Source organism: Burkholderia sp. 567, assembly GCF_040545115.1.
Taxonomy (GTDB): domain Bacteria; phylum Pseudomonadota; class Gammaproteobacteria; order Burkholderiales; family Burkholderiaceae; genus Burkholderia; species Burkholderia ambifaria.
The window spans coordinates 481360-505158 of record NZ_JBEPLG010000001.1; the positions used below are offsets into that span (position 1 = coordinate 481360).

Consider the following 23799-nt stretch of genomic DNA (forward strand, 5'->3'; position numbering starts at 1 on the left):
CGGGGCGCTCAGGCGGAGACTGCGGCCGGCACGAGCGACGCGCGGTGCGCGGCGATCGCGGCGAGCACGATCGGCGCCGCGCGTTGAGCGGCTTCGCTCGACGGGTCGTCGAGCGCGGCGAGCAATGCACGACGCATCCGCGGTTCCCAGAAGCGCCGGATATGCTCGGCGATTCCGGTCAGCGCTTCTTCGCGATCGGGCATCGATTCGAAGAAAGCGCCGATCTGGTTGGCCATGTCGATCAGGTGTCCGTTGTCCATCGCGTCCTCACTTGCCCGTCGTCACGGCGGCCGGCGCGGCCGCGCGGCGCTCGAGCAGGTCGAGCTGCTCCGAGTTGAAGCGCGCGTACGCACGCTGCCAGTCGGACGGCTGCGCGACCGGCATCACCTGCACGGCCGTGACCTTGTATTCCGGGCAGTTCGTCGCCCAGTCGGAGCTGTCCGTCGTGATCACGTTCGCGCCCGATTCGGGGAAGTGGAACGTCGTATACACGACACCCGGCTGCATGCGATCGGACACGAGCGCGCGCAACACCGTCTGGCCCGCCCGCGATTCGATGCCGACCCAGTCGCCGGTCCGGATCCCGCGATCTTCCGCGTCGTGCGGATGGATCTCGAGGCGGTCCCCTTCGTGCCACTGGACGTTCTCGGTCCGGCGCGTCTGCGCACCGACGTTGTATTGCGACAGGATGCGGCCCGTGGTCAGGATCAGCGGATAGCGCTGCGTGACCTTTTCCGGCGTCGGAATGAACTGCGTGATCACGAAGCGGCCCTTGCCGCGCACGAACGCGTCGATGTGCATCGTCGGCGTGCCGTCCGGCGCCTGGTCGTTGCACGGCCACTGGATACTGCCGAGCGCGTCGAGCTTCGCGTACGACACGCCCGAGAAGGTCGGCGTGAGCCGTGCGATCTCGTCCATGATTTCCGACGGATGCGTGTAATGCATGTCGTAGCCGAGCGCCTGCGACAGCAGCAGCGTCACTTCCCAGTCCGCGTAGCCCGCGAGCGGCGGCATCACCTTGCGCACGCGCGAGATGCGGCGCTCCGCGTTCGTGAACGTGCCGTCCTTCTCGAGGAACGTCGAGCCCGGCAGCAGCACGTGCGCGTATTTCGCGGTCTCGTTCAGGAAGATGTCCTGCACGACGACGCATTCCATCGACGACAGCGCGGCGGCGACGTGCTGCGTGTTCGGGTCCGACTGGACGATGTCCTCGCCCTGGCAGTAGAGCCCCTTGAAGCTGCCGTCGAGCGCGGCGTCGAACATGTTCGGGATGCGCAGCCCCGGTTCCGGTTGCAGCGTGGCCGACCATGCGTGTTCGAACAGCGCGCGCACGCTGTCGTCGCCGATGTGGCGGTAGCCGGGCAGTTCATGCGGGAACGAGCCCATGTCGCACGAGCCCTGCACGTTGTTCTGGCCGCGCAGCGGATTGACGCCGACGCCTTCGCGGCCGATGTTGCCGGTCGCCATCGCGAGGTTCGCGATGCCCATCACCGTCGTCGAGCCTTGTGCGTGTTCGGTCACGCCGAGGCCGTAGTAGATCGCGGCGTTGCCGCCGGTCGCATAGAGGCGCGCGGCTTCGCGCACCACTTCGGCCGGCACGCCCGTCACATCGGCGGTCGCTTCGGGCGAGTTCTCGGCACGCGACACGAAGTCGCGCCATTGCTCGAATGCGCGCGCTTCGCAGCGCTCGGCGACGAACGCGTCGGCGACGAGCCCTTCGGTGACGATCACGTGCGCGAGCGCGTTGACGATCGCGACGTTGGTGCCGGGGCGCAGCTGCAGGTGGTGCGCGGCCTTCACGTGCGGGCCGTCGACCACGTCGATGCGGCGCGGATCGATCACGATCAGCTTCGCGCCTTCGCGGATGCGCCGCTTCAGGCGCGAGCCGAACACCGGGTGGCCGTCGGTCGGGTTCGCGCCCATCACGACGATCACGTCGGCGTGGTCGACCGACGCGAAGGTCTGCGTGCCGGCCGATTCGCCGAGCGTCGCCTTCAGGCCATAGCCGGTCGGCGAATGGCACACGCGTGCACAGGTGTCGACGTTGTTGTTGCCGAAGGCGGCGCGCACGAGCTTCTGCACGAGGTAGGTTTCCTCGTTCGTGCAGCGCGACGACGTGATGCCGCCGATCGAATCGCGGCCGTACTTCTGCTGCAGCTTGCGGAATTGCGTCGCCGCGTAGGTGAGCGCCTCTTCCCAGCTGACTTCGCGCCACGGGTCGGTGATCTTCTCGCGGATCATCGGCTTCGTGATGCGGTCCTTGTGGGTCGCGTAGCCCCACGCGAAGCGTCCCTTCACGCACGCGTGGCCTTCGTTCGCGAGGCCGTTCTTGTGCGGCGTCATGCGCACGACCTGCGTGCCCTTCATCTCGGCCTTGAACGAGCAGCCGACGCCGCAGTACGCGCAGGTCGTGACGACCGAGTGCTCGGCCTGGCCGAGCCGGACGACGGATTTTTCCTGCAGCGTGGCGGTCGGGCAGGCGGCGACGCACGCGCCGCACGATACGCATTCCGAGTCCATGAACGATTCGCTTTCGCCGGCGGCGACGCGCGATTCGAAGCCGCGCGCGGCGATCGTCAGCGCGAACGTGCCTTGCGTTTCCTCGCACGCGCGCACGCAGCGGTTGCAGACGATGCACTTCGACGGATCGTACGTGAAGTACGGATTCGACTCGTCCTTCTGCTCGCGCAGGTGATTCGCGCCGTCGAAGCCGTAGCGCACTTCGCGCAAGCCGACGACGCCCGCCATGTCCTGCAGCTCGCAGTCGCCGTTGGCGGGGCAGGTGAGGCAGTCGAGCGGGTGATCGGAGATGTACAGCTCCATCACGTTGCGGCGCAGCGACTGCAGCCGATCCGACTGCGTGCGCACCTTCATCCCGGCTTCGGCAGGCGTCGTGCACGATGCCGGATAGCCGCGCCGGCCTTCGATTTCGACGAGGCACAGACGGCATGAGCCGAACGGTTCGAGCGAATCGGTCGCGCAGAGCTTGGGCACGTTGACGCCGGCTTCGATCGCGGCGCGCATCACCGACGTGCCGGCCGGCACCGTCACCGGCTGGCCGTCGATTTCGAGCGTGACGTCGGTGTCGGCATGCCGTTGCGGCGTGCCGTAGTCGGTGTCGTCGAACGGATCGAAGGCGCGCGCCTGTGCGGCGCTCTTGCACGCGCATTGGCCTGAGCCGCAGCCGCCTTGGCGGACGTTGTTCGTGTCGAGGGACATGCAGGGCTCCTTCTGGGTCAGGCCGCAGCCTTGACCGGACCCGACGCGGCTTGCTTGCCGGCGGCGAGCCCGAAATCTTCGGGGAAATGATCGAGCGCGGACAGCACCGGGTACGGTGTCATCCCGCCCATCGCGCACAGCGAGCCGGCGAGCATCGTGTCGCACAGGTCGCGCAGCAGCGTGACCTGTCGCTCCGACGTATCGCCTTCGCGAATGCGTGCGATCGTCTCGACGCCGCGCGTCGATCCGATCCGGCACGGCGTGCACTTGCCGCACGATTCGATCGCGCAGAACTTCATCGCGTATTCGGCGAGCTCCGCGAGATTCGACGTGTCGTCGTGCAGCACGATGCCGCCGTGGCCGACGACCGCGCCGATGGCCGTATAGGCCTCGTAGTCGAGCGGCACGTCCCACTGGTGTTCGGGCAGATAGGTGCCGAGCGGGCCGCCGACCTGGGCGGCGCGCGCGGGCCGGCCGCTCGCCGTGCCGCCGCCGTAGTCGAACAGCAGCTCGCGCAGCGTGACGCCGAACGCGAGCTCGACGAGCCCGCCGTGGCGGATGTTGCCCGCGAGCTGGAACGGCAGCGTGCCGCGCGAGCGGCCCATCCCGTAGTCGCGATAGAACGCGGCGCCGCGCGCGAAGATCACCGGCGCGGTCGCGAGCGTGATCACGTTGTTGATCACGGTCGGCTGGCCGAACAGGCCGGAGAGCGCCGGCAGCGGCGGCTTCGCGCGCACGACGCCGCGCTTGCCTTCGAGCGATTCGAGCAGTGCCGTTTCCTCGCCGCACACGTACGAACCGGCGCCCTTCGCGACGTGCAGGTCGAACGCATGCGCGGAGCCGAGCACGTGCTCGCCGAGCCAGCCGGCTTCACGGGCACGCACGATCGCGGTTTCGAGCGCCGCGATCGCGTGCGGATATTCGCTGCGCACGTAGATGTAGCCGAGCGTCGCGCCCGTCGCGATGCCCGCGATGATCATCCCTTCGATCAGGCAGTACGGATCGCTTTCCATGATCAGGCGATCGGAGAACGTGCCCGAATCGCCTTCGTCCGCGTTGCAGACGATGTACTTCTGCGTCGCGCTGGCCTGCCGGACCGTGCGCCACTTGATGCCGGCCGGGAAGGCCGCGCCGCCGCGGCCGCGCAGCCCCGATTCGATCAGCGTCTCGCACGCGGCGTCGCCGTCGAGCGCGAGCGCGTTCTTCAGGCCGGCGAGGCCGTCGTGCTTCAGGTAGTCGTCGATCGACAGCGGATCGGTCAGGCCGATGCGCGCGAACGTGAGGCGCTGCTGGCGCGCGAGATAGGGCAGCGCATCGACGAGGCCGACGCCGCTCGGATGCGTGCCGCCGTCGAGCCAGTTCGCGTCGAACAGCGCGGGCACGTCGGCGGCCGACAGGTTCGCGTAGCCGACGCGCCCGGCGGTCGTGCCGACTTCGACCAGCGGCTCGAGCCACAGCAAGCCGCGCGTACCGTTGCGGACCAGTTCGATCGCGACGCCGCGCCGCTCGGCCTCCGCGACGATCGCGGCGGCAAGCGCGTCGGCGCCGAGCGCCAGTGCGGACGAATCGCGCGGAACGTAGATGCGGGTCGTCATGCGGCCTCCGGGGTGTGGGCGGCCGCGTCGGCGAGCAGCGCGTCGAACTTCTCGGGCGTGACCTTCGCGTGCAGCACGCCGTTGACCGTCATCGACGGCGATTGTGCGCACAGCCCCAGGCAGTAGACCGATTCGAGCGCGACGTCGCCCGGCGCGTGCGCAGCGGCGCCATCGCCGTGCGCGGCGTCGAACCGGCAGCCCGTGCGCGCTTCCGCGTGCGCCGCCAGCGTTTCGCAGCCCATGCTGCGGCACGCCTCGGCGCGGCACATCTGGATCGTCACGCGCGCGGGCGGTGCGGTGCGGAAGTGGTGATAGTAGGTGAGCACGCCGTGCACTTCCGCGCGCGACAGGTTCAGTGCCTTCGCGAGCGGCGCGACGCAGCCGGCCGGCACGTAGCCGGCGTCGTCCTGGATCGCGTGCAGGATTGCGACGAGCGAGCGGCCGGCGCGCGCATGGCGCTCGACGAGCACGTCGGGCGCAGGGGAATTCGGGGACATCGCTTATGCTCCTCCAAAGTCTCATATGCGCTGCGAATGCATATAGTGCGCAGCAGGACTTCGTACTGATTGATTTTCCCCAACGATAAGCGGAAGATTTCGCAGTCGCAATAGGAAATCGGAGTGCATAATTGATTCGAATTGAATGCGACGCGTATCTGACCGTACGCGACACGGAGGGCCGCACCGCAAGCCTGTCGGACGTCGCGCCTTTGCTCGAGCTCGTGGCCGAGACGGGCAGCATCGCGCAGGCCGCGCAGGCGAAAGGGCTGTCGTATCGGCACGCGTGGGGGCTGCTGCGCGCGCTGGAGTCGTGCGTCGGCGGCGAGCTGATCGAAACCGCGCGCGGCAAGGGGTCGACGCTGTCGGAGCTGGGGCAGGCGGTCGTCGACGCGCAGCGCCTCGCGCGCAGCCGTCTCGACGGGAACCTGCGCACGCTGGCGGCCGAGGTGGCGAGCGACCTGAACCGGCGGCTCGCGCAACGCGACGGCGCCGTGCGCATCCATGCATCGCACGGCTACGCGGTCGCGGCGCTCGTTTCCGCGCTCGTCGATGCGCAGGCAGCCGTCGACATCAAGTATCGCGAGAGCGTCGAGGCCGTGCAGGCGCTCGCGCGCGGCGAATGCGAGCTGGCCGGATTCCATCTGCCGCGCGGCGCGTTTCGCGAGCAGTGCGCGCAGATCTACCGGCCGTGGCTCGACGACACGCGTCACGTGCTGATTCATCTGACGCGTCGCCAGCAGGGGCTGTTCGTGCCGCGCGGCAACCCGAAGCAGATCCGTGGGCTCGCCGATCTCGCGCGCAACGACATTCGCTTCGTGAACCGGCAGCCGGGGTCGGGCACGCGCATGCTGCTCGATCTCGCGTTGCGCGCGATCGGCATCGATCCCGAGCGTATCGACGGCTATGCGTCCGCCGAACTCACGCACTCGGCGATCGCCGCGTTCGTCGCGAGCGGGATGGCCGATCTGGGCTTCGGCGTCGAGCCGGCCGCCCATCATTTCGGGCTCGATTTCATCCCGGTCGTCGACGAGGACTACTACTTTGCGTGCGAACGCGCGCGGCTCGATTCGCATCCGCTCGCCGGCGTGCTGGCCTTGCTGCGCGATGCGCGCTTCGTCGAGCGCGTCGCGTATCTCGACGGCTACGACCCGGCCGCATGCGGGACGCTGACCGGCATCGCGGCCGGGCTTGCGGGCACGGCCGACGCGGGTGGGCCGGACGGCAACGCACGGTAACGGCAAGCGTGCGAAGCGCGCTGCAACAGCGGGGGATTTGCGCTACGCTTGCCGCTTGATCAACGTCCCAACAAGCACGCCGTTCAGGCGTCATCCCGCCATGAAATTTTCCGTTCCCCTTGCCGCGGCAGCGTTGACCGCGGGGCTTCTGGTCGCTGTTTCGCCGTTTGCGTTCGCGCAGAATTCCCCCGGCGTGCCCGGCGGGATCCTGAGCGAGCAGTTCCGCCTGGCCGAGCATCCGCAGATGCCGTTCGCGGCGTCAGCGCCGTCGCAGAAATACCAGAACGGCAAAAAGTCGGCGTTGCGCCGCAAGGGCGATCTGGGTGACCCGAACGGCTGCAACCTGAAGTGCCCGCTCGACACCCAGTAAGCTCGCGCCGGCGTGCGGCATCGCTGCCGCCGCGAGCGCGTTGCCGATAACCGCACGAGATCGGGCGGTTGTTTCCGGGCCCCGCGAAGCTTGCTGCTTCGCGGGGCCGTGTTTTTTGCGGCACGTACGTTGTGTTCGAGCTTGAGCATCCGGCGCCGGAGCGGCCAAATGTCGAATTCATGAATCTAGGGTTAACCCTGAATCCAGGAAGGATGTCTTCCTGAAACCTGCCTTATTCTTAAGCATGCGCCTACATAAACTTCGATCTGTCAGCGATGAACGGGTGTTCACCGCGAAATCAGACAAATCTGGAGGTAGGTCATCATGAAGTCGCTCGTTCAAGCCGTTGTCGTTGCTGCCGCTCTCGTCGCCCCGGTCGTGTCGTTCGCGCAACCCGGCTCGGCACTGACCCGCGCACAGGTCCGCGCCGAACTGGTTCAGCTCCAGCAGGCCGGTTACAACACCGCCCGCGGCGAAGATCCGCACTATCCGGAAGCCATCCAGGCAGCCACTGCGCGCGTCGCCGAGCAGCAACGCAGCGCGCTTGCCCAGGCGCAAGGCGCCGATGCCAGCGGCTATGGCGCACAAGCGCAGGGCGCATCGGCATCGGGCTCACGTGCGATCGGCGTGCGCCCGGCCAGTGCCGAAGAAATGAAGTCGCTGTATCGCGGCAGCTAAGCGGCGCATCACCGGATGACGCTGCGCGGGCGGCGCAACGACGACACGTTGCGCCGCGTCGCGATGCCCGGCGGTACCGAACATCCGTGACCTCCGGCCGCCGGCATACCGGCGGCATTCCGCCCGGCCCGCCCGGGGCTGGGCGCTTTTTCGAAAAGGCGCGGGACGTACGGTTTCGCCGGCGACAAAAAACCCCGCAGACTCGCGTCGTGCGGGGTTTGTGCGTCAAGCGCGGAATTTGGTGGAGGCGGCGGGAATCGAACCCGCGTCCAGAAGCGCTCCACGACTAGTTCTACATGTTTAGTTCAGTCATTTGATTTAACCGCAGCGACGCGGACGAACACGCTGCACTACGGCGATTCGCTAAATTTTCGACCCTGGCGTCGCGACGCCGACAGGGCTTAACTGACGTAAATGACCTCTGGCGGTATTGCTACCGGTCTTACGACACTAGCCCGTCAGTGAACTAGGCAGAGGACGGCGGCCGTTAGGCTGCCAGTGCGAACGTATCGTCGTTTGCAGTTACGATTTTCCCATTGATTAACGAGGTGACGGGTCCTCGACATGCCCTAGCCGCTTCACAACCCCTGTCGAAACCAGGTCGCCCCCGCGGATCAGATCGATCATTATAGCCCAACATCGCGCAGCAGTTCGCGTAGTTCCTGCGTCGAGCCGACGAGATGCTGCGCCTGCCAGTCGCCCGGCGCGGCGCCGTCGCCGCAATAACCATAGGCGGCCGCGACCGTCGCCATGCCTGCCGCACTGCCGGCCTGGATGTCGCGAAGATCGTCGCCGACGTAGACGATGCGTTCCGGCGCGAGCGTCATTTGTTCGGCCGCATGCAGCAGCGGGGCCGGATGCGGTTTCGAGTGCGGCGTTGTGTCGCCCCCGACGATGCAGGCCGCGCGTCGTGCCAGCCCAAGCAGGTCGGCGAGCGGTGCGGTGAGGCGCATCACCTTGTTCGTGACGATGCCCCAGCGCACGCCGCGTGTATCGAGTTCGTCGAGCACGTCGCCGATGCCGGGGAACAGCGTCGTGTGCACGCAGATGTCCGTCGCGTAATTGGCCAGGAACTCGTCGCGCATCGCGTCGTAGCCGGGCGATTGCGGGTCGATGCCGAACGCGCCGCCGAGCAGGCCGCGCGCACCGGCCGATGCCAGTGGACGCAGCACGTCGAGCGGTGTTTCAGGCAGGCCGCGCACGCGCTGCATCTTGTTGACGGCTGCGGCGAGATCGGGCGCCGTATCGGCGAGCGTGCCATCGAGGTCGAACAGCACCGCAGCGCAGTGCAGCAGGCGCGGCTCGTCGAGCGCGGCCCGCCCGGTCGAAAGGGGAGTCGTCATGCCGGTTGGAAGGTCACGCGCCGCGGCGGCACGCGACGAGGTAGTTGATGTCGGTGTCGTTCGACAGCGCGAAGCGCTTGCCGATCGGGTGATAGGTAATGCCCTTGATCTCCACGATGTGCAGATCGGTGCCGCGCACGAAGCTCGCCAGTTCCGACGGCCGGATGAAGCGCGCGTAGTCGTGGGTGCCCTTCGGCAGCATTCGTGCGATGTATTCCGCGCCGATCACCGCGAACAGGTACGACTTCAGGTTGCGGTTCAGCGTCGAGAAGAACACCCAGCCGCCCGGTTTGACGAGCGTCGCGCACGCAGCGACGATGCCGGCCGGCGACGGCACGTGCTCGAGCATCTCCATGCACGTGACGACGTCGTAGGTGCCCGGCTCGCGTTCGGCGAGCGCTTCGGCGGCGATCGCCTCGTAGTCGACCGTGACGCCACTCTCCAGGCTGTGCAGATCCGCGACGCCGAGCGCCTCGGTCGACAGGTCGATACCTTTGACCTGCGCGCCGAGCCCGGCCATCGATTCGGACAGGATGCCACCGCCGCAACCGATATCGAGCGCGCGCTTGCCGGCCAGGTGCGCATGCGCATCGATCCAGCCGAGCCGGACCGGGTTCAGCTCGTGCAAGGGCTTGAATTCGGCATTCGGATCCCACCACCGATGGGCGAGGTCGCTGAATTTCTGGAGTTCGTGCGGATCGGCGTTGGTCATGTCGGCAAACGGGCTACGGGAGGAGGGCGGTGCAACGGTGCGTCAGCCCCGAGTATATAAGATGCGGGCGAGCGGCGAAGCGACGAGCGCGTGGACGGCGGCAACGAAAAAGCCCCGCCGGAGCGGGGCTTTGAAGCAGTCGAAAACCGTGGCTTACTGCGCCGGAACGGTCGTCTTCTGGACTTCTTGCGTACCGACCACTTCCACTTCCACGCGGCGATCCGGTGCGAGGCAGGCGATCAGTTGCTTGCGGTTCTTCTGGTTGCAGCCCGTCGTGACCGGGTTGCGCTTGCCCTTGCCTTCCGTGTAGATCTTGTTGGCCGGGACACCCTTGCTGACCAGGTACGACTTGACTGCTTGCGCACGGCGCAGCGACAGACGGTCGTTGTACTTGTCCGAACCGATGCGGTCCGTGTAGCCCGTTGCGACGACCACTTCCGTGTTCATGCCCTGGATCTTCGAAGCCAGTTCGTCCAGCTTCTGCTTGCCCAGCGGCTTGAGCGTTGCCTTGTCGAAGTCGAACAGTGCGTCGGCTTGGTACGTGATCTTCTGGCTCGAGATGGCCGGAGCGACCGGAGCGACCGGCGGCTGCGGTGCCTGGGCGACCAGTGCGCCATCGCACTTTGCGTTGGCGGTGGCCGGCGTCCAGAACGCGTCACGCCAGCAGAGCTCGTTCGTGCCGTTCATCCACACCCATTCGCCCGTGCCGTTCACCCAGTTGTCGTTGACGGCTTGACGCGACGCCGGCACCGACTGTGCCGAAGCGGATGCAGCCATAACTGCGGTAGCTGCAATGAACGCGAGCTTTGAAAGTTTATTCATATTTCTCCTCTCGAAATTGAGATTACCGCAGGTTTACTGCGAGCCTGTTGACGGTGACAAGTCATACATTGCTCGAAGTATAACATTGGTGCGGCACAAAAAACGCGGCACCGCTCTGTGTAGACTTCGAGCAGCGTCTAACTTCCAGTGCGTTGGCATTTTGCCATATCGTTCCCTTCCTACGAAAAAAAATCCTCCCCACCCCAAGATCGCCTCGACGTTTGTGGTGCATGCGCAACACCGACCTGCCGTAACTTTTAGGGATTGTCAAGGGCGTGTCGGCGAAATTGCGCGAAAGGCTGCATATGTTTACTCGCGTGCGTTACGCCCATTCGCGGACCCCGCAGCGCAGTGAAGGGGCGGGATCAGGGGCTGGGACGGGGGCGGCCCGCGCGTGACGCCGTTTCTTGCTGTTTACATATAGAGGGGGTGGCGAACTGGCGGCCGATGGGCGCATGTTAGAATCTCGCGTTGCGTTGCGCATGCAGCGCCCACGCGAAAGGCGGTCGCCGTCTTCGCTCCGAAACGATACGGATACATGGATCAATTCGCCAAAGAGACCCTGCCCACCTCCCTTGAGGAGGAAATGCGCCGTTCGTATCTCGATTACGCGATGAGCGTGATCGTCGGACGTGCCCTTCCGGATGTCCGCGATGGCCTGAAGCCCGTGCACCGGCGCGTACTGTTCGCGATGCACGAACTGAACAACGACTGGAACCGCGCGTACAAGAAATCGGCGCGTATCGTCGGTGACGTGATCGGTAAGTATCACCCGCACGGCGATACCGCGGTGTACGACACGATCGTCCGGATGGCGCAGGACTTCTCGCTGCGCTACATGCTGATCGACGGGCAGGGCAACTTCGGCTCGATCGACGGCGACAATGCCGCGGCGATGCGTTACACCGAAATTCGCATGGCGAAGATCGGTCACGAGCTGCTTGCCGACATCGACAAGGAAACGGTCGACTTCGAGCCGAACTACGACGGCAACGAAATGCAGCCGGCGGTCCTGCCGTCGCGCATTCCGAACCTGCTGATCAACGGCTCGTCGGGCATCGCGGTCGGCATGGCGACCAACATCCCGCCGCACAACCTGAACGAAGTCGTCGACGCTTGTCAGCACCTGCTGAACAACTCCGAAGCGACGATCGACGAGCTGATCGAGATCATTCCGGCCCCGGATTTTCCGACGGCCGGCATCATCTACGGCGTCGCCGGCGTGCGCGACGGCTATCGCACCGGCCGCGGCCGCGTCGTGATGCGCGCCACCACGCACTTCGAGGAGATCGACCGCGGCCAGCGGATGGCGATCATCGTCGACGAGCTGCCGTACCAGGTGAACAAGCGCTCGCTGCTCGAGCGGATCGCCGAGCTCGTCAACGAGAAGAAGCTCGAGGGCATCTCCGACATCCGCGACGAGTCCGACAAGAGCGGCATGCGCGTCGTGATCGAGCTCAAGCGCGGCGAAGTGCCGGAAGTGGTGCTGAACAACCTGTACAAGGCGACGCAGCTGCAGGACACGTTCGGCATGAACATGGTCGCGCTGGTCGACGGCCAGCCGAAGCTGCTGAACCTGAAGGAAATCCTGCAGTGCTTCCTGTCGCACCGACGCGAAGTGCTGACGCGCCGCACGATCTACGAACTGCGCAAGGCCCGCGAACGCGGCCACGTGCTCGAAGGTCTCGCGGTCGCGCTCGCGAACATCGACGAGTTCATCGCGATCATCAAGGCCGCGCCGACGCCGCCGATCGCGAAGCAGGAACTGATGGCGAAGCCGTGGGATTCGTCGCTCGTGCGCGAGATGCTCACGCGCGCCGAGACCGAGAACGCATCGGCGGGCGGCCGCTCCGCGTATCGTCCGGAAGGCCTGAACCCCGCGTTCGGGATGCAGACCGACGGGCTCTACCGTCTGTCCGACACGCAGGCGCAGGAAATCCTGCAGATGCGTCTGCAACGCCTGACCGGTCTCGAGCAGGACAAGATCATCGGCGAGTACCGCGAAGTGATGGCACAGATCGCCGACCTGCTGGACATCCTCGCGCGCCCGGAGCGGATCACGACGATGATCGGCGACGAGCTGACGTCGGTGAAGGCCGAATTCGGCGACGCACGCCGCTCGCGCATCGAGCTGAACGCGACCGAACTGAATACGGAAGACCTGATCACGCCGCAGGACATGGTCGTCACGATGTCGCACGCGGGCTACGTGAAGTCGCAGCCGCTGTCCGAGTATCGCGCGCAGAAGCGCGGCGGTCGCGGCAAGCAGGCGACGCAGATGAAGGAAGACGACTGGATCGAGACGCTGTTCATCGCGAACACGCACGATTACATCCTGTGCTTCTCGAACCGCGGCCGCGTGTACTGGGTCAAGGTCTATGAAGTGCCGCAGGGCTCGCGCAACTCGCGCGGCCGCCCGATCGTCAACATGTTCCCGCTGCAGGAAGGCGAGAAGATCAACGTCGTGCTGCCGGTCAAGGAATTCTCGGCCGACAAGTTCGTGTTCATGGCGACGTCGCTCGGCACCGTGAAGAAGACGCCGCTCGAGGCATTCAGCCGCCCGATGAAGAAGGGCATCATCGCGGTCGGCCTCGACGAGGGCGACTACCTGATCGGCGCGTCGATCACCGACGGCGCGCACGACGTGATGCTGTTCTCCGACTCCGGCAAGGCCGTGCGCTTCGACGAGAACGATGTGCGCCCGATGGGGCGCGAGGCGCGCGGCGTGCGCGGCATGCAGCTCGAGGACGGCCAGCAGGTCATCGCGCTGCTGGTCGCCGGCAGCGAGGAGCAGACCGTGCTCACCGCGACCGAGAACGGCTACGGCAAGCGCACGCCGATCGCCGAGTACACGCGTCACGGCCGCGGCACGAAGGGGATGATCGCGATCCAGACGTCCGAGCGCAACGGCAAGGTCGTGGCCGCGACGCTCGTCGACGCCGAGGATCAGATCATGCTGATCACGACCGCCGGCGTGTTGATTCGTACCCGCGTTTCCGAGATACGCGAGATGGGGCGCGCTACGCAAGGTGTTACACTCATCAGTCTCGATGAGGGTACCAAGCTCTCCGGCCTGCAGCAGGTCGCGGAAGCCGAAGAGGGCGAAGGCGAGGCCGACGAGGCGTCGGACGGCGAAGCCTGAATAACGGATGAGACTCGAGCCGCCGCGGGCGCTACGCGCCGCGGTCGGCGAGCAACCATTCATATTTCCAAAAGGGAGTGATGATGCAAAAGCAATTCAAGCAACTGGTTCTGCTGGCTGCACTGGTGCCGACGTTCGCGATGGCGCAAGCGCTGTCGAATTCCGCACCGGCTGCGACCGCGGCAGCTGCGCCGATCGACGCCGACAAGAAGGCTGCGATCAAGGATCTGCTCGACGCGATCGACGCGCCGAAGCTCGTGTCGGCTATCGGCAACAGCGCCGAAATGCAGGCAAAGCAGCTCGTGCCGGCGATCCTGTCGGACGCGCTGTCGGAAAACAAGTCGCTGAACGACAAGCAGAAGCAGGCGGCCGTGCCGTCGCTGCAGAAGAACGCGGTGCCGAAGCTGGTTGACGGCGCAGGCAAGGTGTTCGGCACGCAGCAGTTCCAGAGCGACGCGATGTCGGCTCAGTACGACGCCTACGCGAAGTACTACAGCACGTCGGAGATCAAGGATTTGACGACGTTCTACAAGAGCCCGACGGGCCGCAAGTTCATCCAGGTTCAGGATCAGGTCGGTCGCGACGTGGTCAACGGCCTGATGCAGAAGTACATGCCGCAAGCGATCCAGGCGACGCGCGCGCAGGCTGACAAGGAAGTCGCGGCAGTCAAGCCGGGCAAGTAAGCCGTCCGGGCACGCCGCCCGGCCATTCGGCCGGGTTTGGCGGGAGCCTGATGACAGTGCGATAATGGCCGTTTGCGCGCGAGCGCAAGCGGCCATTCCTTTTCTGGCGCGGTTCTTACTGCCGGCGGCAAGCCGGTCGCGTCCCTCCCGAGGTTTTCACGATGCGCGTCTTTAATTTCTCCGCCGGTCCTGCGGCGCTGCCCGAGGAAGTGCTGCGGCAGGCCGCCGACGAAATGCTCGACTGGCACGGCAGCGGCATGAGCGTGATGGAGATGAGCCATCGCGGCAAGGAATTCATGTCGATCCACGAGGCGGCGCTGGCCGACCTGCGCGAGCTGCTCGAGGTGCCGGCCAGCCACCGGATCCTGTTCCTGCAGGGCGGCGGCATTGCCGAGAACGCGATCGTGCCGATGAACCTGCTCGGTTCGCGCAAGACCGCCGACTTCGTCGTGACGGGCTCGTGGTCGCAGAAGTCGTTCAACGAAGCGAAGAAATACGGCACGCCGCATCTGGCCGCATCCGGCAAGACGGCCGACGGTTTCACGCGCGCGCCCGCCCGCGCCGAGTGGCAACTGTCGGACGATCCGGCGTACGTGCATCTGTGCACGAACGAGACGATCGACGGCGTCGAGACGTTCGAGATTCCCGACCTCGGCGACGTCCCGCTCGTCGCGGACGTGTCGTCGCACATCCTGTCGCGTCCGATGGACGTCGCGAAGTACGGCGTGCTGTTCGGCGGCGCGCAGAAGAACATCGGGATGGCCGGCGTGACGGTCGTGATCGTTCGCGAGGATCTGCTCGATCGCGCGCTGTCGATCTGCCCGTCCGCATTCGAATGGAAGACCGTCGCCGCGAACAACTCGCTGTACAACACGCCGCCCACCTATGCGATCTACATCGCGGGCCTCGTGTTCCAGTGGTTGAAGCGGCAGGGTGGCCTCGAGGCGATCGAGGCCCGCAATACCGAGAAGGCGAAGCTGCTCTACGACACGATCGATGCGAGCGGCTTCTACCTGAACAAGGTCGAGCCGGCGGTGCGTTCGCGCATGAACGTGCCCTTTTTCCTGGCCGACGAAACGCGCAATGAAGACTTCCTTGCCGGCGCAAAGGCGCGCGGGCTGCTGCAGCTGAAGGGCCACAAGTCCGTCGGCGGCATGCGGGCGTCGATCTACAACGCGGTGCCGCTCGAGGGCGTGAAGGCGCTCGTCGAGTACATGAAGGACTTCGAACAGCGCGGCGCCTGAGCGCGACGCTGTTCAAACAGCACGGCAACTACGCATGGACGACGAACTGAATTCCCGCCTGAAACCGCTGCGCGACCGCATCGATGCGATCGACGCGCAGCTGATCGCGCTCCTCAACCAGCGCGCCGCGGTGGCGCTCGAGGTAGGCGAGGTCAAGAAGCATTTCAACGCGCCGGTGTTTCGGCCGGAGCGCGAGCTGCAAGTGATCGCGCGCCTGCAGGACATGAGCGCGGGGCCGCTCGCGGGCGAGCACATCAGCGCCATCTGGCGCGAGATCATGGCCGCGAGCCGCGCGCTCGAGCAGACGATCCACGTCGCATTCCTCGGGCCGGTCGGCACGTACAGCGAACAGGCGATGTTCGAGTATTTCGGCCAGTCGATCGAAGGGCTGCCGTGTCCGTCGATCGACGAGGTGTTCCGCTCGGTCGAGGCCGGTGCGGCCGCATTCGGCATCGCGCCCGTCGAGAATTCGACCGAAGGCGCGGTGTCGCGCACGCTCGATCTGCTGCTGCAAACGCAGTTGCTGATCAGCGGCGAGCTCGCGCTGCCGATCCATCACAACCTGCTCACGCAGAGCGGCACGCTCGACGGCGTCACGCGCGTCTGCGCGCATGCGCAGGCGCTCGCGCAATGCCAGCAGTGGCTTGCCGCGAACGCGCCGCAGCTCGAGCGGCAAGCGGTGTCGAGCAACGCGGAGGCCGCGCGCCTCGCGGCGGCCGACCCGAGCGTCGCGGCCATCGCCGGCGATCGCGCGGCCGCGCACTACGGGCTGCAGATCGCGTTCTCGCTGATCCAGGACGATCCGCACAATCGCACGCGCTTCGTGATCATCGGCAAGGAGCCGGCCGGGCAGAGCGGTCATGACCAGACGTCGCTGATCGTGTCGGTGAAGAACGAGCCGGGCGCGGTGTTCAAGCTGCTCGAACCGCTCGCGCGGCACGGCGTGTCGATGACGCGCTTCGAGTCGCGTCCGGCGCGCGTCGGCACGTGGGAGTATTACTTCTACATCGACATCGAAGGGCACCGGGACGAGGCGGCCGTGGCCGCCGCGCTCGCGGAGCTCGGCCAGAAGGCCGCGTTCCTGAAGATACTCGGTTCGTATCCGCGCGCGCGCTGACGCGCGGCGGCCCGTCACCCGCACCGCGCGGGCGGCGGGTGAATCGGGCAGGGCAGGCCGGGTGGCACTGCCGAAGGCGGGCTCGGGCAGTATCCGGCGCAGGGCGCGCCGGGTGCGGGCCCGTTGCCCGGGATCTGGACTTCCGTGCGCGGGGCGTCGTTCCGCGCGCGTCACTTGGCTCTTGTCGTGTCAGGCTTTGCATTCAACAAACTGGTCATTTTCGGCGTCGGCCTGATCGGCGGATCGCTGGCGCGCGCACTGCGCGAGCGCGCGCCGGGCGGCGCGGGTGAAGTCATCGGCGTCGGCCGTTCGCGTGCGTCGGTCGACCGCGCGCTGGCACTCGGCGTGATCGACCGCGCGGCGGCGCTCGACGACGACGCGCAACTGCGCGACGCACTGGCCGGCGCCGATCTCGTGCTGCTGGCCGCCCCCGTCGCGCAAACGGGCCCGCTGCTCGCGCGCATCGCGCCGTGGCTCGACGCCGCGACGATCGTCACCGACGCGGGCAGCACGAAGTCCGATGTCGTCGCGGCCGCGCGCGCAGCGCTCGGTGCGCGGATTGCGCGGTTCGTGCCCGGACATCCGATCGCCGGGCGCGAGTCGAGCGGCGTCGAAGCCGCGCTGCCCGATCTGTACGTCGGCCGCAACGTCGTGCTGTGCCCGCTGCCGGAGAACGCGCCCGCCTCGGTTGCGCGGATCGACGCGATGTGGCGGGCGACCGGCGCCGACGTGCGCGCGATGAGTACCGAGCAGCACGATCGCGTGTTCGCGTCGATCAGTCATTTGCCGCACGTGCTGTCGTTCGCGCTCGTCGAGCAGATTCTCGGCGAGGCGGATGCCGAACTGAAATTCTCGTATGCGGCGGGCGGCTTTCGCGATTTCACGCGGATCGCGGCGTCGAGTCCGGAAATGTGGCGCGACGTGTGCGTCGCGAATCGCGCGGCGCTGCTCGACGAGCTCGACGGCTACACGCGCGTGCTCGCACGGCTGCGTGCTGCGATCGACGCCGGCGACGGCGCGGCGCTCGAAGCCGTGTTCACGCGCTCGCGCGCCGCACGCAAGGCATGGCAGGAGCGCGGCGCGCAGCCCGCTGCCGAACCGGTCAAGAAATAACAGGACGATTCCCATGGACTATCTCGATCTCGGCCCGTATTCCAGCGCTTCGGGCACCGTGCGCCTGCCCGGCTCGAAGAGCATCTCGAACCGCGTGCTGCTGCTCGCGGCGCTTGCCGAAGGCGACACGACGATCACCAACCTGCTGGATTCCGACGACACGCGCGTAATGCTCGATGCGCTCGGCAAGCTCGGCGTGAAGCTCGCGCGCGACGGCGACACCTGTGTCGTCACCGGCACGCGCGGCGCATTCACCGCGAAGACTGCCGACCTGTTCCTCGGCAATGCGGGCACGGCGGTGCGGCCGTTGACCGCGGCGCTCGCGATCAACGGCGGCGACTATCGCGTGCACGGCGTGCCGCGCATGCACGAGCGGCCGATCGGCGACCTCGTCGACGGCCTGCGCCAGATCGGCGCGCAGATCGACTACGAGCAGAACGAAGGCTTTCCGCCGCTGCGGATCAAACCCGGGGCGATCGCGGTCGACGCGCCGATCCGCGTGCGCGGCGACGTGTCGAGCCAGTTCCTCACCGCGCTGCTGATGACGCTGCCGCTCGTGAAGGCGAAGGATGGCAGGACCGTCGTCGAAATCGACGGCGAGCTGATCTCGAAGCCGTACATCGACATCACGATCCGGCTGATGGAGCGCTTCGGCGTGACCGTCGAGCGCGACGGCTGGCAGCGCTTCGTCGTGCCGGCCGGCGTCCGCTACCGGTCGCCGGGACGCATCATGGTCGAGGGCGATGCGTCGTCGGCCTCGTACTTCCTCGCGGCCGGCGCGCTCGGCGGCGGTCCGCTGCGCGTCGAGGGCGTGGGGCGCGCGAGCATCCAGGGCGACGTCGGCTTCGCGAATGCGCTGATGCAGATGGGGGCGAACGTGTCGATGGGCGACGACTGGATCGAGGTGCGCGGCATCGGCCACGACCACGGCAAGCTCGATCCGATCGACATGGACTTCAACCTGATTCCCGACGCGGCGATGACCATCGCGGTCGCGGCGCTGTTCGCGAGCGGCACGAGCACGCTGCGCAATATCGCGAGCTGGCGCGTGAAGGAAACCGACCGCATCGCGGCGATGGCGACCGAGCTGCGCAAGGTCGGCGCGATCGTCGAGGAAGGCGCCGACTATCTGGTCGTCACGCCGCCGCAACGGCTCACGCCGAATGCCGCGATCGATACGTACGACGATCACCGCATGGCGATGTGCTTCTCGCTCGTCAGCCTGGGCGGCGTGCCCGTGCGGATTAACGATCCGAAGTGCGTCGGCAAGACGTTCCCCGACTATTTCGACCGCTTCGCCGCGCTCGCCAAAGCCTGACCCGACTCACCCGATGAAATCGACCCGACCCTTTCACCCGACCCCCGTCATCACGATCGACGGCCCGACCGCTTCCGGCAAGGGGACCGTCGCGGCGCTCGTCGCCGCGCATCTTGGTTTCCACCTGCTCGACAGCGGCGCGCTGTACCGTCTCGCGGCGCTCGCGAGCGTGCGCTACGGCATCGCGGCGGAGGACATCGATGCCCTTGTGAAGCTGATCGACGATCTTCACATCACGTTCCGCGAGGGCTGCGCGCAGCTCGACGGCGTCGACGTGTCGAACGACATCCGCGCCGAAGCGGTCGGCAACCGCGCGTCGGCGATTGCCGTTCACGGGCCGGTGCGCTCCGCGCTCGTCGCGCGCCAGCGCGCGTTCCGCAAGACGCCGGGCCTCGTCGCCGACGGGCGCGACATGGGCACCGTGATCTTCCCGGACGCCGTGCTGAAGGTGTTCCTGACGGCCAGCGCCGAGGCACGCGCGGCCAGACGGCATAAGCAATTGATGCAAAAAGGTTTTTCTGCTAATATAGATGACTTGCTCCGGGATCTTCGTGAACGTGACGCGCGCGACAGCAATCGCGCGGCGGCGCCCCTGAAGCCCGCGGCAGATGCCGAGCTGCTCGATACGTCGGCGCTTTCGGTCGATGAAGCTGTCGACCAGGTGCTGCAGTGGTACCGGGCGCTTGGCCAGCCCGCCTGAAAAGGCGGGTGTTGTAGGTGCTTCGCGCTGGAGCGCGAAGCGTGTTTCGAACCCTTAACCCCGTGTGGAATTCGATCTGGCCCTTTCAGCCTGCCATTTCGGCCGGCGTGGCGCACAGCGATCCATGCACAATCAGATTTTTATGTCCGACCTGCAAACCTCCACCCCGAATACCGAATCCTTTGCGGCTCTGTTCGAAGAGTCGCTGACCCGTCAAGACATGCGCGCCGGCGAAGTGATTTCCGCCGAAGTCGTGCGCGTCGACCACAACTTCGTGGTCGTCAATGCAGGCCTGAAGTCCGAGGCTTACATTCCGATCGAGGAATTCCTGAACGATCAGGGCGAGGTTGAGGTGCAGTCGGGCGATTTCGTGTCCGTCGCGATCGACGCACTCGAAAACGGCTACGGCGACACGATCCTGTCGCGCGACAAGGCGAAGCGCCTTGCATCGTGGCTGTCGCTGGAAAAGGCCCTCGACAACAACGAACTCGTCACCGGCACGATCACCGGCAAGGTGAAGGGCGGCATGACCGTGATGGTCAACGGCATCCGCGCGTTCCTGCCGGGTTCGCTGGTCGACACGCGTCCGGTCAAGGACACGACCCCGTACGAAGGCAAGACGCTCGAGTTCCGCGTGATCAAGCTCGATCGCAAGCGTAACAACGTCGTGCTGTCGCGTCGTGCAGTGATCGAAGCAACCCAAGGCGAAGAGCGCGCGAAGCTGCTCGAGACGCTGAAGGAAGGCGCGATCGTCAACGGCGTGGTCAAGAACATCACCGACTACGGCGCGTTCGTCGACCTCGGCGGCATCGACGGCCTGCTGCACATCACCGACATCGCATGGCGTCGTGTGCGTCACCCGAGCGAAGTCCTGTCGGTTGGCCAGGAAGTCACCGCGAAGATCCTCAAGTTCGACCAAGAGAAGAACCGCGTCTCGCTGGGCATCAAGCAACTGGGCGACGATCCGTGGGAAGGCATCTCGCGCCGTTACCCGTCGGGCACGCGCCTGTTCGGCAAGGTCACGAACATTACCGACTACGGCGCATTCGTCGAAGTGGAATCGGGCATCGAAGGCCTCGTCCACGTGTCGGAAATGGACTGGACCAACAAGAACGTTGCTCCGTCGAAGGTTGTCCAGCTGGGCGACGAAGTCGAAGTCATGGTCCTCGAGATCGACGAAGACCGTCGTCGTATCAGCCTCGGCATGAAGCAGTGCAAGCCGAATCCGTGGGATGACTTCAGCCGCAACTTCAAGAAGGGCGACAAGATCACGGGCGCAATCAAGTCGATCACCGACTTCGGCGTGTTCATCGGTCTGCCGGGCGGCATCGACGGCCTGGTCCACCTGTCGGACCTGTCGTGGAGCGAAGCCGGCGAAGAAGCCGTTCGCAAGTACAAGAAGGGCGACGAAGTCGAAGCAATCGTGCTCGGTATCGACGTCGAGAAGGAGCGTATTTCGCTCGGCATCAAGCAGCTCGAAGGCGACCCGTTCAGCAACTACGTTGCAATGAACGACAAGGGCTCGATCGTCGACGGCGTGGTGAAGTCGGTCGATGCGAAGGGCGCTGTCATCACGCTGACGGGCGACATCGAAGGCTACCTGCGCGCATCGGAAATCTCGCAGGATCGCGTCGAAGACGCACGCAACGTGCTGAAGGAAGGCGACAAGGTCAACGCGATGGTGATCAACATCGATCGCAAGTCGCGTGGCATCAACCTGTCGATCAAGGCGAAGGATTCGGCTGAACAACAGGAAGCGATCCGCGGCCTGCAGTCCGACTCGAGCGCTGCCGCGACCGGTACGACCAACCTCGGCGCGCTGCTGAAGGCGAAGCTCGACGGCCAGAACCAGTAAGCCTCACGAGGTCTGCTGAAGTATGACCAAATCCGAGTTGGTCGCGCAGCTGGCACTGCGATTTCCGCAACTTGTCCTCAAGGATGCGGATTTCGCGGTGAAAACGATGCTCGATGCGATGTCCGACGCCCTGTCGAAAGGGCATCGCATCGAAATTCGGGGTTTCGGCAGCTTCGGCCTCAACCGTCGCCCGGCGCGCGTCGGACGCAACCCGAAGTCGGGGGAGAAAGTGCAGGTGCCCGAGAAGTTCGTGCCTCACTTCAAGCCCGGCAAGGAATTGCGCGAACGCGTCGACGGCCGCGCCGGCGAGCCGCTGAAAGCTGATGATCCGGACGACGAGCGTTGAGCGTCGTTCGGCTTGCCCGGAACCTGTCCGGCGAAGGCTGAAGAAAAAAGCGCCCCTAGCGGGCGCTTTTTTCGTTTTCAGCGGCCGCGTGGCAACGCGCATCCACAGGATGTGCGGTGACGCGGAAACGCTTCCTTTACAATACGGGTCGATTCGGCGTCGCGAAGGGGAGTCGCGCGTCACGGCAAACCTCAACAAAGAGAGGGCTACATGAAGTTTATCGTCTGGCTGATCCGGGTATTGGTGTTCGTGCTGCTGCTGGTGCTCGCACTGGCCAATACGCAAACCGCGACGCTGAATTTCCTTGCCGGCTACGCATGGCAAGCGCCGCTGATCCTGATCGGCCTCGCGTTCTTCGTCGTGGGTCTGCTGGCCGGCCTGCTGTCCGCGCTGCCGGCGATCTTCCGTCTGCGCCTCGAGAACGGGCGCCTGAAGCGCGACCTGCGCGCCGTGCGCGAAACCCCGGTCGTCGTCGATCAGCCGCCGATGCCGCCCGTCATTTAATACGGACGCCGCGCGAATCTCGCGCGGTTTTCGTCTCTGCTTCGATATTTCGCATGGATCTGGATTTCTGGTGGTTGCTCGCAATTCCGGTGGCGTTCGCGCTCGGCTGGGCGGCGTCACGCTATGACTTGAAGAACCTCCTGTCGGAGAGCGCCAACCTGCCGCGATCGTATTTCCGCGGCCTGAACTTTCTGTTGAACGAACAACCGGACAAGGCGATCGACGCGTTCATCGAGGTCGCGAAGCTCGACCCGGAGACGGTCGAGCTGCACTTCGCGCTCGGCAACCTGTTTCGTCGCCGCGGTGAAACGGACCGGGCGATCCGCGTGCACCAGAATCTGCTGAGTCGCACGGACCTGCCGGTGAACGAGCGCGACCACGCGCTGTATGAACTCGGCCAGGATTTTCTGAAAGCCGGCCTGCTCGATCGTGCCGAAGAGGCCTTTCACCGGCTCGCCGACGGCGACTACGCGCTGGGTGCGCAGCGGGCACTGCTGACGATCTACGAGATCGAGAAGGACTGGAACAAGTCGATCGATACCGCGAAGCGGATCGAGTCGATGAGCGACAAGCCGCTCGCCATCGAAATCGCGCAGTTCCACTGCGAACTCGCGCAGGACGCGCTGCAGCGCAAGGACGCAGCGGCAGCGGCCGAACAGCTGAAGCTCGCGCTTGCCGCGAACCCGCAGAACGTGCGCGCGACGATACTGTCGGGCGACGCCGCGGCGGCAGCGGCCGATCACGCGGGCGCGATCGAGCACTGGAAGCGCGTCGAAGCGCAGAATCCGGCGTATCTGCCGCTCGTCGCCGACAAGCTGATGAAGGCCTATGTCGCGCTCGGCCAGCCGGTCGAGGGCGCCGAGCTGCTGATGGGCTATGTCGAGCGTTATCCGTCGAACGACCTGCTCGAAATCGCGTATCAGCACATCGCCGGGTTGCGCGGCCAGGAGGCCGCGCATACGCTCGCACGCACGCAGATGGAGAAGTCGCCGAACCTGTCCGGCATGCTGCACCTGCTCGACGCGCAGATCGCGGCCGCCGACGAGCCGCGCCGTAAGGAACTTGAAATGATGCGCGCGCTGATCAAGCAGCGCACCAAAAATCTGCCACGCTATACGTGCCAGAATTGCGGTTTCCGGGCACGGCTCTTCTACTGGCAGTGCCCCGGCTGCAGCGGCTGGGAAACCTATGCGCCGCGCCGCGTCGAACCTGCGATGCCGGGCTGATCCCGGCGTGCGGCGCCGACACGCTGCGGTTGCCGCCGGGTCCGGCCCGGCGGCCAAGTTAGTCAATTACCGGGACG

At 65.9% G+C, this 23799-nt stretch carries 21 protein-coding genes and 1 other RNA gene; 14 read left to right on the forward strand and 8 right to left on the reverse strand.

Going from position 1 to position 23799, the window contains the following annotated elements; all coding sequences use genetic code 11:
- Window positions 1-8: 8 nt before the first annotated feature.
- From ABIC50_RS02290 to ABIC50_RS02305, 4 genes are read right to left on the reverse strand one after another with little or no spacing between them, the layout of a single operon-like run.
- Window positions 9-260, reverse strand: a complete 252-nt coding sequence (locus ABIC50_RS02290) for a formate dehydrogenase subunit delta (RefSeq protein ID WP_006750770.1) — start codon at window positions 258-260, stop codon at window positions 9-11.
- A gap of 7 nt (window positions 261-267) precedes the next feature.
- A complete protein-coding gene (gene fdhF / locus ABIC50_RS02295) occupies window positions 268-3219 on the reverse strand; it encodes a formate dehydrogenase subunit alpha (RefSeq protein ID WP_354161387.1) in 2952 nt (983 codons plus the stop codon).
- A 17-nt stretch (window positions 3220-3236) separates the two neighbouring features.
- Window positions 3237-4814: a formate dehydrogenase beta subunit gene (locus ABIC50_RS02300; RefSeq protein ID WP_354161390.1), complete on the reverse strand. Its 1578-nt coding sequence runs from the start codon at window positions 4812-4814 to the stop codon at window positions 3237-3239.
- Window positions 4811-5311 carry an NAD(P)H-dependent oxidoreductase subunit E gene (locus ABIC50_RS02305; protein WP_175701841.1) on the reverse strand — a complete coding sequence of 167 codons (501 nt, stop codon included), beginning with the start codon at window positions 5309-5311 and terminating at the stop codon, window positions 4811-4813. The genes ABIC50_RS02300 and ABIC50_RS02305 overlap by 4 nt, the downstream gene beginning before the upstream one ends.
- A 131-nt stretch (window positions 5312-5442) precedes the next feature.
- On the opposite strand from ABIC50_RS02305, the gene ABIC50_RS02310 reads away from it, so the two are divergent.
- The 3 genes from ABIC50_RS02310 to ABIC50_RS02320 all read left to right on the forward strand — a co-directional run bounded on the left by ABIC50_RS02310 (window position 5443) and on the right by ABIC50_RS02320 (window position 7597).
- Window positions 5443-6549: a substrate-binding domain-containing protein gene (locus tag ABIC50_RS02310; RefSeq protein WP_354161391.1), complete on the forward strand. Its 1107-nt coding sequence runs from the start codon at window positions 5443-5445 to the stop codon at window positions 6547-6549.
- A gap of 100 nt (window positions 6550-6649) precedes the next feature.
- On the forward strand, window positions 6650-6919 hold the full coding sequence (locus ABIC50_RS02315; RefSeq protein ID WP_012363336.1) for a hypothetical protein: 270 nt from the start codon (window positions 6650-6652) through the stop codon (window positions 6917-6919).
- Window positions 6920-7243: 324 nt separating this feature from the next.
- On the forward strand, window positions 7244-7597 hold the full coding sequence (locus ABIC50_RS02320) for a DUF4148 domain-containing protein (RefSeq protein WP_011656259.1): 354 nt from the start codon (window positions 7244-7246) through the stop codon (window positions 7595-7597).
- A gap of 239 nt (window positions 7598-7836) precedes the next feature.
- Here the strand turns inward: ABIC50_RS02320 and ssrA are convergent.
- From ssrA to ompA, 4 genes are all read right to left on the reverse strand, one after another.
- Window positions 7837-8206, reverse strand: a transfer-messenger RNA (tmRNA) gene (ssrA, locus tag ABIC50_RS02325).
- A gap of 17 nt (window positions 8207-8223) precedes the next feature.
- Window positions 8224-8940: a phosphoglycolate phosphatase gene (gene gph / locus ABIC50_RS02330; protein WP_175661010.1), complete on the reverse strand. Its 717-nt coding sequence runs from the start codon at window positions 8938-8940 to the stop codon at window positions 8224-8226.
- A 13-nt stretch (window positions 8941-8953) separates the two neighbouring features.
- Window positions 8954-9652 (reverse strand): bifunctional 2-polyprenyl-6-hydroxyphenol methylase/3-demethylubiquinol 3-O-methyltransferase UbiG, encoded by a 699-nt coding sequence (ubiG, locus tag ABIC50_RS02335; RefSeq protein ID WP_175735013.1) that lies wholly within the window; start codon window positions 9650-9652, stop codon window positions 8954-8956.
- Window positions 9653-9805: 153 nt separating this feature from the next.
- Window positions 9806-10474 (reverse strand): outer membrane protein OmpA, encoded by a 669-nt coding sequence (gene ompA, locus ABIC50_RS02340; protein ID WP_006750761.1) that lies wholly within the window; start codon window positions 10472-10474, stop codon window positions 9806-9808.
- Window positions 10475-11012: 538 nt separating this feature from the next.
- On the opposite strand from ompA, the gene gyrA reads away from it, so the two are divergent.
- From gyrA to lapB, 11 genes are all read left to right on the forward strand, one after another.
- A complete protein-coding gene (gene gyrA, locus ABIC50_RS02345) occupies window positions 11013-13616 on the forward strand; it encodes a DNA gyrase subunit A (RefSeq protein ID WP_011656274.1) in 2604 nt (867 codons plus the stop codon).
- A gap of 83 nt (window positions 13617-13699) precedes the next feature.
- A complete protein-coding gene (locus ABIC50_RS02350; protein ID WP_006750759.1) occupies window positions 13700-14299 on the forward strand; it encodes a DUF2059 domain-containing protein in 600 nt (199 codons plus the stop codon).
- A gap of 161 nt (window positions 14300-14460) precedes the next feature.
- On the forward strand, window positions 14461-15543 hold the full coding sequence (gene serC, locus ABIC50_RS02355) for a 3-phosphoserine/phosphohydroxythreonine transaminase (RefSeq protein WP_175661011.1): 1083 nt from the start codon (window positions 14461-14463) through the stop codon (window positions 15541-15543).
- Between the two features lie 34 nt (window positions 15544-15577).
- Window positions 15578-16660, forward strand: coding sequence for a prephenate dehydratase (gene pheA / locus ABIC50_RS02360; RefSeq protein WP_011656277.1), 1083 nt, complete (start codon window positions 15578-15580; stop codon window positions 16658-16660).
- A gap of 186 nt (window positions 16661-16846) precedes the next feature.
- The gene (locus ABIC50_RS02365; RefSeq protein ID WP_354161394.1) at window positions 16847-17773 is read left to right on the forward strand and encodes a prephenate dehydrogenase; all 927 of its coding nucleotides are present in this window, start codon (window positions 16847-16849) and stop codon (window positions 17771-17773) included.
- A gap of 13 nt (window positions 17774-17786) precedes the next feature.
- Window positions 17787-19091, forward strand: a complete 1305-nt coding sequence (gene aroA / locus ABIC50_RS02370; RefSeq protein WP_175744699.1) for a 3-phosphoshikimate 1-carboxyvinyltransferase — start codon at window positions 17787-17789, stop codon at window positions 19089-19091.
- Window positions 19092-19104: 13 nt separating this feature from the next.
- Window positions 19105-19791, forward strand: coding sequence for a (d)CMP kinase (gene cmk / locus ABIC50_RS02375; RefSeq protein ID WP_006750754.1), 687 nt, complete (start codon window positions 19105-19107; stop codon window positions 19789-19791).
- A gap of 142 nt (window positions 19792-19933) precedes the next feature.
- Window positions 19934-21646, forward strand: a complete 1713-nt coding sequence (rpsA, locus tag ABIC50_RS02380) for a 30S ribosomal protein S1 (RefSeq protein WP_034176254.1) — start codon at window positions 19934-19936, stop codon at window positions 21644-21646.
- Window positions 21647-21668: 22 nt separating this feature from the next.
- Entirely contained in the window at window positions 21669-21992 is a 324-nt protein-coding gene (locus ABIC50_RS02385; RefSeq protein WP_006750752.1) for an integration host factor subunit beta, read from the forward strand.
- Window positions 21993-22202: 210 nt separating this feature from the next.
- Window positions 22203-22496, forward strand: a complete 294-nt coding sequence (locus tag ABIC50_RS02390; protein WP_006750751.1) for a lipopolysaccharide assembly protein LapA domain-containing protein — start codon at window positions 22203-22205, stop codon at window positions 22494-22496.
- A 53-nt stretch (window positions 22497-22549) separates the two neighbouring features.
- Window positions 22550-23722, forward strand: a complete 1173-nt coding sequence (gene lapB / locus ABIC50_RS02395; protein WP_354161397.1) for a lipopolysaccharide assembly protein LapB — start codon at window positions 22550-22552, stop codon at window positions 23720-23722.
- The last annotated feature ends 77 nt before the right edge of the window (window positions 23723-23799 follow it).

Bases quoted from the DNA above. Each gene is read 5' to 3' on its own strand.
- ABIC50_RS02315 (WP_012363336.1), top strand. From the start codon at position 6,650: ATGAAATTTTCCGTTCCCCTTGCCGCGGCAGCGTTGACCGCGGGGCTT.
- pheA (WP_011656277.1), top strand. From the start codon at position 15,578: ATGGACGACGAACTGAATTCCCGCCTGAAACCGCTGCGCGACCGCATC.
- gph (WP_175661010.1), bottom strand. From the start codon at position 8,940: ATGACGACTCCCCTTTCGACCGGGCGGGCCGCGCTCGACGAGCCGCGC.
- serC (WP_175661011.1), top strand. From the start codon at position 14,461: ATGCGCGTCTTTAATTTCTCCGCCGGTCCTGCGGCGCTGCCCGAGGAA.
- aroA (WP_175744699.1), top strand. From the start codon at position 17,787: ATGGACTATCTCGATCTCGGCCCGTATTCCAGCGCTTCGGGCACCGTG.
- ABIC50_RS02300 (WP_354161390.1), bottom strand. From the start codon at position 4,814: ATGACGACCCGCATCTACGTTCCGCGCGATTCGTCCGCACTGGCGCTC.
- ABIC50_RS02320 (WP_011656259.1), top strand. From the start codon at position 7,244: ATGAAGTCGCTCGTTCAAGCCGTTGTCGTTGCTGCCGCTCTCGTCGCC.
- cmk (WP_006750754.1), top strand. From the start codon at position 19,105: ATGAAATCGACCCGACCCTTTCACCCGACCCCCGTCATCACGATCGAC.
- ubiG (WP_175735013.1), bottom strand. From the start codon at position 9,652: ATGACCAACGCCGATCCGCACGAACTCCAGAAATTCAGCGACCTCGCC.
- lapB (WP_354161397.1), top strand. From the start codon at position 22,550: ATGGATCTGGATTTCTGGTGGTTGCTCGCAATTCCGGTGGCGTTCGCG.
- ABIC50_RS02305 (WP_175701841.1), bottom strand. From the start codon at position 5,311: ATGTCCCCGAATTCCCCTGCGCCCGACGTGCTCGTCGAGCGCCATGCG.
- gyrA (WP_011656274.1), top strand. From the start codon at position 11,013: ATGGATCAATTCGCCAAAGAGACCCTGCCCACCTCCCTTGAGGAGGAA.
- ABIC50_RS02350 (WP_006750759.1), top strand. From the start codon at position 13,700: ATGCAAAAGCAATTCAAGCAACTGGTTCTGCTGGCTGCACTGGTGCCG.
- ompA (WP_006750761.1), bottom strand. From the start codon at position 10,474: ATGAATAAACTTTCAAAGCTCGCGTTCATTGCAGCTACCGCAGTTATG.
- fdhF (WP_354161387.1), bottom strand. From the start codon at position 3,219: ATGTCCCTCGACACGAACAACGTCCGCCAAGGCGGCTGCGGCTCAGGC.
- ABIC50_RS02385 (WP_006750752.1), top strand. From the start codon at position 21,669: ATGACCAAATCCGAGTTGGTCGCGCAGCTGGCACTGCGATTTCCGCAA.
- rpsA (WP_034176254.1), top strand. From the start codon at position 19,934: ATGTCCGACCTGCAAACCTCCACCCCGAATACCGAATCCTTTGCGGCT.
- ABIC50_RS02390 (WP_006750751.1), top strand. From the start codon at position 22,203: ATGAAGTTTATCGTCTGGCTGATCCGGGTATTGGTGTTCGTGCTGCTG.
- ABIC50_RS02290 (WP_006750770.1), bottom strand. From the start codon at position 260: ATGGACAACGGACACCTGATCGACATGGCCAACCAGATCGGCGCTTTC.